We start from the raw sequence: 9,897 nt of genomic DNA on the forward strand, positions 1-9,897 counted from the left end.
GAGACGGCATTGCCTAAAGCCTACGTTGCGGAGGGCGCTGTAGGGGCGGGGCTTGTCCTCGCCCGCCATGCGCGCAATTGCAACGACAATCGTTTAACGGCGGGTGGCGACAAGCCTCGCCCCTACGATGTGCCGACAGCCTCACTGCGCAACTTGAGTCACAAACCAAAACAGGCCCGCCAATCGGCGGGCCTGTTTCATTTCATTCAACCTTCCACAAAATCCGTGAAATCCGTGGTCTAGTAGGCCCGGGCGAAATATGCTCTACGCACCGAGGGTCGGCCCGTAAGCATGCAGACGCCGTTCTCATCGGGCTCGTTGAGGGCCAGACAGCGGATGGTGGCTTTGGTTTCCTCCTTGATGCGCTCCTCAGTTTCGGAGGTACCATCGTAATGGGCCAGCACGAAGCCGGCGGTGGTGTCGAGCACCTGCTTGAACTCCTCGTAGCTGTCGACGCGGGTGGTGTGGGTTTCGCGGAAGCGCAGGGCCCGCTGGTAGATGTTCTGCTGAATGTCGGCCAGCAGTTGGTCGACGCTGTTGACGATGTCGGCCAGCGGCAGGGTCATCTTCTCCTTAGTGTCGCGGCGGGCCACCTCTACGGTACCGGCGTCGAGGTCGCGCAGACCCACGGCCAGGCGTACGGGTACGCCCTTCAGCTCCCACTCGGCAAACTTGAAGCCCGGCCGCTCGGTGTCGCGGTCATCTACTTTCACCGAAATGCCGCGCGCAATCAAGCCCATCTGCATGGGGCGGATGCGCTCCATCACCTCGTCGAGCTGGCCGGTTTTGTAGATGGGGACAATTACGACCTGAATCGGGGCCAGCTTGGGCGGCAGTACCAGGCCCTCATCGTCGGAGTGAGCCATAACCAGCGCGCCCATCAGGCGGGTGCTCACGCCCCAGCTCGTGCCCCACACGTGCTCCAGGCCACCTTCTTTGGTCTGGAACTGCACGTCGAAGGCCTTGGCGAAGTTCTGGCCCAGGAAGTGCGAAGTGCCGGCCTGCAGGGCCTTGCCGTCCTGCATCAGGCCTTCAATGCAATAGGTATCCACGGCGCCGGCAAACCGCTCGTTCTCGGTTTTGATACCCTTGATGACGGGCAGCGCCATCCACTCCTCGGCGAACTGGGCGTACACATCAAGCATCTGGCGGGTTTCGGCTATGGCCTCGCCTTCGGTGGCGTGGGCCGTGTGGCCTTCCTGCCACAGAAACTCGGCGGTACGCAGAAACAGGCGGGTGCGCATCTCCCACCGCACCACGTTGGCCCACTGGTTGATGAGCAGCGGCAGGTCGCGGTAGCTCTGAATCCAGCCTTTGTAGGTGCTCCAGATGATGGCCTCTGAGGTAGGCCGAACAATCAGCTCCTCTTCGAGTTTGGCATTGGGGTCGACGCGCAGCTTACCGGGCCGGTCGGGGTCGGTCTGGAGGCGGTAGTGGGTTACCACGGCGCACTCCTTGGCGAAGCCCTCGGCGTTCTTCTCTTCGGCCTCAAACAGGCTTTTGGGCACAAAAAGCGGGAAATATGCGTTTTCGTGGCCCGTGCGCTTGAACATGTCGTCGAGCGTACGCTGCATCTTCTCCCAGATGGCGTAGCCGTAGGGCTTGATGACCATGCAACCGCGCACGGCCGAGTTCTCGGCCAGCCCGGCCCGCTTTACCAGTTCGTTGTACCAGAGCGAATAATCTTCGCTACGCTTGGGCAGACTTTTGCTCATATTTGGGAGTATCTTGGGAAAAGGATGAAAAGTTCCAGTTTTCTGGTACAAGATTTGTCCTAAGAAAAAGGCACCGTTTCGGGGCGAAATTACGTTATAAAATCCGGAGGGATTGGGCTTTGGAGGTCCTTCCGCCTCTGGCATCCTGTTTTCCTCCCTTGCCCAATTCATCTTTACGCGCAGGCATCATGAAAAAGCACCTTCCCTCTATTCTACCCGCCCTGGCCCTGCTGACGCTGGGAGGGTGTGCCGCATCCTCTAATCTGGCTACTACCGAAAACGACGGTATGTACTACTCGGCCACCGACAACGTAACGGCCCTCGCCGTGCCGGTAGCCCAGCCGGCCCCCGTTGGCGACCCCAACGACATGGCCAACCCCGACTACAACGGCAGCACTGCCCGGAGCGGCAGCGAAGAGTACTACGAAGAGGACTATTACGCCGCTACGCGGCAGCGCAACAATTACCGTGGCGGCAGCCTGGGCTACTACAGCTTCCCCTACGCCGACCCGTTCTTCTACGGCGCACCGGTGTTTGGCTACTCGCCCTACTCTTTCTACGACCCCTTCTACCGGCCTTACTATGGCTACGGCGGGCTCATTATCAACATCGGCTTTGGCTTTGGCCGCCCCTACTACCGTCCTTTCGGCTATGGCGGTTTCGGCGGCTACGACCCTTACTATGGCTATGCCGGCTATGGCAGCCCCTACGGGCACTGGGGCAGCTACTATGGCGGCCACTATAACAACGGCTATTACAACAATGGCTTCTACAATAACGGTTACTACGGCGTGGGCACCGACCGCCCGGCGCGCAACGTAACCTACGGACCACGCCGCTCGCGTACCGGCACCGGCACCGGCTTGGCCGATGGCTCTACTGGCTCGGGCAGCAACGCCAGCCCCGGCCGTAGCCGGGTAGTGCAGGAAGGCCGTTTTGCCACGCCAGGCAACAGCGGCGCCACCGTGCCAGCCGGCCAGTACAACGGCCGCAGCCGGGTGCGCGACGTAACCGCTGGCAACAGTTCGGCCAGCGGGCAGCCAGCCGCCACCACGGAGGCCGGTACGCGCACCGGCCGCTACCGCGACATCCAGACAGCGCAGGGCGCATCTACGGCGAACCAGCCGCAGGGCACTACCCGCCGCTGGCGCGTGCTCGACAACTCAGCCTCCAACAACGTGCCTGCTGCTGGCAGTGGGCGCACAACGGAAGGGTCGGTCAGCCAGCCGGAGCGCAGCCGCCGCGCAACGTATTACAGTGGCGACAATGGCAGCAATGGCAGCGATGGCAGCAATTCGGGTACGGCGCAGCCCCAGCGGCAGCGCACGTACGAGCGTAGCTCGTCTCCCAGCCGTACCTATTCGGAGCCCAGCCGCGCTTCCGAGCCTTCGCGCTCCTATTCAGAGCCCACCCGGGCTTCTGGGCCTTCGCGTTCCTATTCGGAGCCCAGTCGTTCTTCCGAGCCTTCGCGCTCCTATTCAGAGCCTAGCCGTTCCTCCTCGCCTGCGCAGAGCAGCGGGGGCGGTGAAAGTGGTGGCCGCGGCCGGGTGCGCTAAGCCGGTTGCTGGCTCCGTTACCAGCTTACTTTATTTATCTGCCTGTCAGAAGCGGCCCGACCGTGTTTCGGGCCGCACCGGGCTATCATCTTCCTTTCTCCTATGAAAACCCTGAAATATGGGCTTGCTGTTGCCCTGCTGGGTACGGCTGGCCACGCCTTTGCTCAGTATCAGCCCGATGCCCTCCGCTTTTCTCAGTCGCAGCCCGTGGGCACGGCCCGCACGCTGGGCATTGGCGGGGCCAGCGTTGCCGTGGGCGGCGACTTCGGTGGGGTGAGTGTGAACCCGGCCGGATTGGGCATGTTCCAACGTTCCGAGTTTAGCTTCTCTCCGGGTTTCAGCCTGCTCAGCAGCGATGCCAGCGCTTTTGGCAGCACCTCCAACAATTCGCGCAGCAATCTGAACGTGGCCAGTGCCGGCCTGGTGCTGGCCCGCCGCCGGCCCGATGGCGACGGCAGCGCGTGGCGGGCCGGCTCGTTTGGCCTGGGCATTACACGCACGGCCAGCTACAACCAGCTGTTTCGCTACAGTGGCCGCCCCGAGTTCAATCAGGATATCTTCCAGCGCCTGAGCCAGGACCAGAACGCTGGTCTTGATGACCTGGCCTTCGATACCTATCTGACCGAGCGCGACGCGATGGTACGTTCATTCCGGCAGACTTCTTTTTCACTGGCCGGCTCGACCAGGACGAAACGGTTCGTACCAGTGGCTCCACTACGCAGTTCGATCTGGCCTACGGAGCCAGCTACCTCGATAAGTTTTATGTCGGGGCCGGAATCGGCCTTACGAGCGTGCGCTACAACTCCGAGAATATTCTGACGGCTGCGGCCGTGAATCCGAATGACCCGGAAAGCGCCTTCCAGTCGCTGACGCTGCGCGACGACATTCGAACGACCGGCGGGGGCATCAACTTTCGGCTGGGTGTGATTTATAAGCCCGTTGATATGCTGCGTATCGGAGCCTCGGTGCAGACGCCGACCTACATGCAGCTAACCGAAACATACAATACCTCGCTTCAGGCCCAGTTCAATCGGCCCATCGTAATTGAGGGCCAGTCGTACCAGTCGGCCCGCTCGGCCCTCGACCCTAACCTGGCCGAATACGCGCTTACCACGCCTTTTAAGGCAACTGGTGGCGTGGCCGTAGTGCTTGGCAAGTATGGCTTCATCAGCGGCGACGTGGAATACCTGGACTACTCCTCGGCCCGCCTGCGCAACTACAACAACAACCAGTACAACTTCAGCGCCGATAACGACGACATCAAAAACCTGCAGCAAAGCGCCGTAAACCTGCGGGTGGGGGCCGAGGCCCGGTTTGATGTTTTGCGGGCCCGGCTGGGGGTTGCCTATTACGGCGACCCATACAAGACCAGTTCAGTTGACCAGAGCCGCACTTACCTTACCGGGGGCCTGGGGCTGCGCCAGAACAACTTCTTTGTAGACGTGGCCGGCGTGTATGGCAAGGGCAATTCGCGCTACACCCCTTATACCCTGCTTAACGCTGATGGCCGCCCGTCGGCAGTAGATACCCCGGTAGTAAAAGTGGCTGACAAGCAGTTTACTACCACGGTTACGGCGGGTCTCCTGTTCTAAACGAATAGCACTTCTGCTGTTGCTGCGTTGGTCATCAACCACGTAAAAGCCCGGCTTCCCCTTGTGTGGAGGCCGGGCTTTTGCGTGGTTGGGCGTGCAGCCGGCAGGCTTTATTTGCCCACCCGTACCTGTATTGTTAGTTGCCGCCGGTTGGTAGTGCCAATGCGCTGTACGCGCAACAGGCCGGGCTTGCCTTCGGGCGTGAGGAAGGCCACCACCTGCCCCTGGCGCAACGTTCCGGTAGTGGCAGGGCGGGCAAAACCCAGCCCGCTATCATACGCGGAGCGAAGCAGCGCAGTAGTACCGGCATTCTGGAAGGCAATGCTGTCGAGGGATGTGCTGCGGATTTGGGTGGCCCGCCGCTGGGGCCAAGTTAGTTTCAGCGACTCCTCGGTGGGCAGCGACAGAACGGGGGCACTGGCAGCATTATCGATCTGGTAAATGAGGTCGATGCGCTGCTGGTTGGCGGGCAGGTTGCGCACCGAGAAGCCGGGCAGGGCCAGCCCCTCGCGCAGGGCCAGAAACCGGCGTGTGTCGGACACTCCCGCACGCGGGGCGTCGAGGGTTACGCTGTAGCTGTGGAACACGGCCAGCGAGTCGGCGCGGGGCAAGTATAGGCGCAGGCTGCGGGCACCCTTGCGGTTTTCAGCATCGAAAGCCTCGTAGCGCCAGGTTTCGGCGCCGGCGGTGCTGCGGGTGGGCTGGGTGCTCTGGAAAACTAGTTCCTTCAGCGAGGAAACCGCCGAATCGAGGTACACGATATCCTCGGGGGGCTCTTTTTCTGCAAGCACGGAATACGTGATTGGCTCGGGCTTGGGCTCGTAGGTTACCGTGATGAGCAGGCGTTGCAGGAGGTTGTCGCCCTCGGCCCGGGCATAGATGCGGGTGGTCACGGTATCGGCGGGCGTGGTGAGGCGGCGGGCGGTAGCGGTGAGGCGCGAGTCGGCCACAAACTGCACCCGGGGGCCCGAGCCGAGCCCCGGTTCGCAGGCGGCAAGCAGCCCCGGCAGCACCAGCAGTAGTATCGAACGGAAGCGCATAGTTTTTGGAGCTTTTAGCCGACAGCTACCAGCAGGCAGCTGTCAGAATAAGGGGCCGGAGGCGAACCGCTGATACCTGTCAGCTAAAAGTCCGGAAGTCAACGGCCCGTAAAGATACGCCGGGTGCAACCTTGCGGGTCGCATTGGCTACCTTAACGCCGGAAACTGACCGACATTTCATTTTACCTGCATGAACCTACGATTTCTGGGCCTGGCCCTGCTGCTGAACGCCGCCAGCCCCGTGCTGCTGCCCGCCACTGCCCCAACGGCCTACGCCCAGCAGAAGCAGAATATTACCCTCGAAGACATCTGGCAGAAAGGCACCTTCGCCGTTAAATCGGTGGCCGGCTTTAATTGGATGAAGGACGGCCGCTACTACTCCTCCCTCAGCAAGGGCGACGTGGTGCAGCACGACGTAACGACCGGCCTGCCCGTGCAGACGCTGGTGACGGGCGCCGACCTGAAGCTGCCCGGCCAGACTCAGGCGCTACCCGTGGACGGCTACAGCTTCAATGCCGACGAAACCAAAATCATGCTCAGCACCGCCACTGAGTCGATTTATCGGCGCAGCAGCAAGTCGTACTTTTTCGTGTACGACCGGGCTACCAAGCAAGTGGTGCCGCTAAGCACGGGCGAAGGCAAGCAGCTGTACGCCACGTTTTCGCCCGATGGCAAGCGCGTGGCCTTCGTGCGCGACAACAACCTGTTTGTAACCGAGCTGGCCACGATGCGCGAAACCGCCGTGACGACGGACGGCGAGATGAACAAAATCATCAATGGCGGCACCGACTGGGTGTACGAGGAGGAGTTTGAGTTTGCCCAGGGCTTCCAATGGTCGCCCGATTCGCGGCAGGTGGCGTTTTACCGCTTCGATGAAACCGCGGTGCCCGAGTACAACATGCAGGCCTGGGGCCCGCTATACCCGCAGGATTACCGCTTTAAGTACCCCAAGGCCGGCGAGAAAAACTCGACTGTTGGCGTGAGCGTGTACGATGTGGCCGGCGCCCAGACCGTGAAGATGGACGTGGGCCCGGTGGCCGACCAGTACATTCCGCGCATCATCTGGACCAAAACGCCTAACCTGCTCAGCATCCGGCGTATGAACCGGCTGCAGAACCAGCTCGAAATTCTGCACGCCGATGCCCGCACCGGCAAGGCCACCGTGGTGCTGACCGACACCGATGCGGCCTACGTAGAGGTGAACGACGATTTACGCTACCTCGAAGGCGGCAAGCAGTTCCTGTTCACGAGCGAGAAGGACGGCTACCGCCACCTGTATTTGTACGACATGAACGGCAAGCTGGCGCGTCAGCTGACTAAGGGCAACTGGGAAATTGCCAGCATCGAAGGCTTCAACGAGAAGAAGGGCGAGGTGTATTTCACGAGCACCGAGGAGTCGCCGCTGCAGCGCCACCTGTACCGCATCAACCTGAAGGGCAAAGGCAAAACCCGCCTGGGCGAGGCCGGCAACGGCGTGGATGCCGTGAACATCAGCGCCGACACCAAGTACTACCTCAACTACCACTCGCAGGCCGGCGACCCGACTGTGGTGAGCCTGCGCGACGGGCAGACGGGCAAGCTGGTGAAGGTGCTGGAAGATAACGCCGCCCTGCGCCAGAAGCTTACCGGCTACAACCTGGGCAAGCTGGAGTTCCTGAATTTCAAGACGGCCGAGGGCGTGGAGCTGAACGCCTCGGTGCTGAAGCCGGCCAACTTCGACCCGGCCAAAAAGTACCCCGTGCTGATGTACGTGTACGGCGGGCCCGGCTCGCAGACGGTGAAGGACGACGCGGGTGGAGGTATTGCCTTTACCAACTACCTCTGGCACCAGTTGCTGGCCGAGCAGGGCTACATTGTGGTGAGCGTGGACAACCGCGGCACCGGTGCGCGCGGCTCGGCTTTCAAGAAGAGCACCTACGCCAACCTGGGCAAGCTCGAAACCCAGGACCAGGCTGCCGCGGCCCGCTACTTCGCCACCCTGCCCTACGTGGACAAGGCGCGCGTCGGCATCTGGGGCTGGAGCTTCGGGGGTTACATGACGGCCCTGGCCCTGACCAAAAACGCCGACGTGTTCAAGATGGGTATTTCGGTGGCCCCGGTAACCAACTGGCGCTACTACGACACCGTGTACACCGAGCGGTTCCTGAAAACGCCCCAGGAAAACCCCGGCGGCTACGACGAGAACTCGCCCGTAAAGTTTGCCGACCAGCTGAAAGGCAAGCTGCTGCTGGTGCACGGCACCGGCGACGACAACGTGCATTTCCAGAACTCGGTGGCTTTCGTGGACGCGATGGTGCGGGCTGACAAGGACTTCCAAAGCCTATATTACCCCAACCGCAACCACGGCATCTACGGGGGCAACACCCGCCTGCACCTGTACCGGCAGATGACCAACTTCGTGCTGCAGAACCTGTAGCAGAGCAATACCAGACACCCCCGCGTCGGATGCCGGCCTGCGGAACGGCTCTGATGCCTCATTCTGCGGGCCGGCATCGGCGCCGGGGTGTTGCATTTGGGCCAGGTGAGTAGGGTGGCGAGAGTAAACTAAATCTGGGTTGGCTGCAAAAGATGGCGGAAAAATGCGAATTTCGGGCACCTTCCGCCCTTTCCCGCGTACTGCTGCCCATGTCCTTTCGCTTACTACGCTGCCTTTTGCTGCCGCTGCTGGGTACCAGCCTGCTGGCCTGCCAGCCCGATACTCCTGCCGAAAAGTCTGCCGCGCCCGCTACGGCCCCTGCCCTGACCGATTCGCTGGACTACGACTCGCTCGATACGCCGCTGGCCGCCACGCCCGTAAAACGCGACTGGCACCGGGTAACGCAGCATACATCCAGGCGGGCCCCGCTGGTGGTGTACCGCAGCTCGCGCCCCCCCCAGGACGAAACCCCGCCCCCACCCACCGAACCCCGCGTACAGGACCTGACGCTACGGCCCAGCGAGTATTTTCAGATTGACCCCACCAAGGCCGCCGAAGTACGCGGCCGCGAAGGCACGGTGGTCCGGTTTCCGGCCGGGGCGCTGGTTGATGCCAAGCAGCAGCCGGTAACCGGCACGGTATGGGTGGAGCTGAAGGAATGCTACTCGGGCCCCTCGATGCTGCTGTCGAACCTGCTGACCGAAACGGAGTCGGGCCGCGCGCTGGAGCTGAGCGGGGCCGTGCTGGTGCGGGCTTCGGCTCAGGGCCGGCCGCTGGCCCTGGCTACGGGCCGTAATTTTCAGCTGGAACTGAAGGGCCGAACCCACGATAATCCCCTTTTTTACGGCCAGGGCGGCTCCGATGGGGTTGTGCGCTGGGCGGCCGGCGAGGCAACAGCCGCCACCGCCACCCAGGTGCTGACGACAGCCCAGCGTATGCCGCGCTACGGCAACGACATTGCCGATTTCAATAAGCTCATCCGCTACCCGCGCCAGGCGCAGGAAAAACAGACCGAAGGAGTGGTTTTCGCCTCGTTTGTGGTGGATGAAAGTGGCCGGATACAGCAGCCGCGCATTTTGCGGGGCGTAGGCGACGGCTGCGACGAGGAAGTGCTACGGGTGCTACGCCAGACCTCGGGCCGCTGGACTCCCGGCCAGCAGGATGGACGTTTCGTGAAAGTGAAAATGATGCTGCCCATCCGCTTCAAATTCCAGCCCGGCCAGGCCGTTTCCACCGACGTTGAGCCACCCACCACCCCCGATATAGCCGAAGCCGCCGGCGAGCCGACCGAGGAAGATACCGGACTGGCCGACGCCCCCAATGCCTTGCAGCCCAGCCGGCTGGGGTGGCTGGCTGCCGGCCGCGCCTGGATAGGCAAGGCGGTTCCGTTGTTTGTGCCTGCCTTCGCCGTAAACAGCCAAACCGCCGTGCGCCTGCTGGTGCCGGGGCGCCGGCTGGTGCTGGCGGCCACCCCGCAGCAGGGAGGCTACCAGTTTATGGCCGCACCTGCCGGGGCGACAGTGGTGGGTTTACGCTACGAGAACGGGGCGCCTTTTCTGGCCCACCAACCCACCCCCG

The 9,897-nt window shown here is 62.3% G+C and carries 7 protein-coding genes; 5 read left to right on the forward strand and 2 right to left on the reverse strand.

Translation table 11 applies throughout. The features are described 5' to 3' along the window. Positions 1-239: 239 nt before the first annotated feature. Positions 240-1,715 (reverse strand): proline--tRNA ligase, encoded by a 1,476-nt coding sequence (gene proS / locus D0N36_RS05610; RefSeq protein WP_116940431.1) that lies wholly within the window; start codon positions 1,713-1,715, stop codon positions 240-242. Positions 1,716-1,903: 188 nt separating this feature from the next. On the opposite strand from proS, the gene D0N36_RS05615 reads away from it, so the two are divergent. From D0N36_RS05615 to D0N36_RS05625, 3 genes are all read left to right on the forward strand, one after another. Further along, complete coding sequence (locus D0N36_RS05615) at positions 1,904-3,271, forward strand: hypothetical protein (RefSeq protein WP_116940432.1); 1,368 nt, start codon at positions 1,904-1,906, stop codon at positions 3,269-3,271. Between the two features lie 102 nt (positions 3,272-3,373). Continuing rightward, positions 3,374-4,090 (forward strand): hypothetical protein, encoded by a 717-nt coding sequence (locus D0N36_RS05620; protein ID WP_116940433.1) that lies wholly within the window; start codon positions 3,374-3,376, stop codon positions 4,088-4,090. Further along, on the forward strand, positions 4,063-4,863 hold the full coding sequence (locus D0N36_RS05625) for a hypothetical protein (protein WP_116940434.1): 801 nt from the start codon (positions 4,063-4,065) through the stop codon (positions 4,861-4,863). The genes D0N36_RS05620 and D0N36_RS05625 overlap by 28 nt, the downstream gene beginning before the upstream one ends. 110 nt (positions 4,864-4,973) lie before the next feature. Here D0N36_RS05625 and D0N36_RS05630 read toward each other — a convergent pair whose 3' ends face one another. Then, on the reverse strand, positions 4,974-5,903 hold the full coding sequence (locus D0N36_RS05630) for a hypothetical protein (RefSeq protein WP_116940435.1): 930 nt from the start codon (positions 5,901-5,903) through the stop codon (positions 4,974-4,976). A 190-nt stretch (positions 5,904-6,093) separates the two neighbouring features. Between D0N36_RS05630 and D0N36_RS05635 the strand changes: the two genes are divergently transcribed. Together D0N36_RS05635 and D0N36_RS05640 are read left to right on the forward strand one after the other, a co-directional pair. Then, the gene (locus D0N36_RS05635; RefSeq protein ID WP_116940436.1) at positions 6,094-8,319 is read left to right on the forward strand and encodes a S9 family peptidase; all 2,226 of its coding nucleotides are present in this window, start codon (positions 6,094-6,096) and stop codon (positions 8,317-8,319) included. A 209-nt stretch (positions 8,320-8,528) separates the two neighbouring features. Beyond that, positions 8,529-9,897 (forward strand): energy transducer TonB (locus tag D0N36_RS05640; RefSeq protein WP_190242533.1); only part of this gene is annotated, 1,369 nt, incomplete at its 3' end.

Source organism: Hymenobacter lapidiphilus (genome assembly GCF_003417065.2).
GTDB lineage: Bacteria > Bacteroidota > Bacteroidia > Cytophagales > Hymenobacteraceae > Hymenobacter.

Bases quoted from the DNA above. Each gene is read 5' to 3' on its own strand.
- proS (WP_116940431.1), bottom strand. From the start codon at position 1,715: ATGAGCAAAAGTCTGCCCAAGCGTAGCGAAGATTATTCGCTCTGGTAC.
- D0N36_RS05615 (WP_116940432.1), top strand. From the start codon at position 1,904: ATGAAAAAGCACCTTCCCTCTATTCTACCCGCCCTGGCCCTGCTGACG.
- D0N36_RS05620 (WP_116940433.1), top strand. From the start codon at position 3,374: ATGAAAACCCTGAAATATGGGCTTGCTGTTGCCCTGCTGGGTACGGCT.
- D0N36_RS05635 (WP_116940436.1), top strand. From the start codon at position 6,094: ATGAACCTACGATTTCTGGGCCTGGCCCTGCTGCTGAACGCCGCCAGC.
- D0N36_RS05630 (WP_116940435.1), bottom strand. From the start codon at position 5,903: ATGCGCTTCCGTTCGATACTACTGCTGGTGCTGCCGGGGCTGCTTGCC.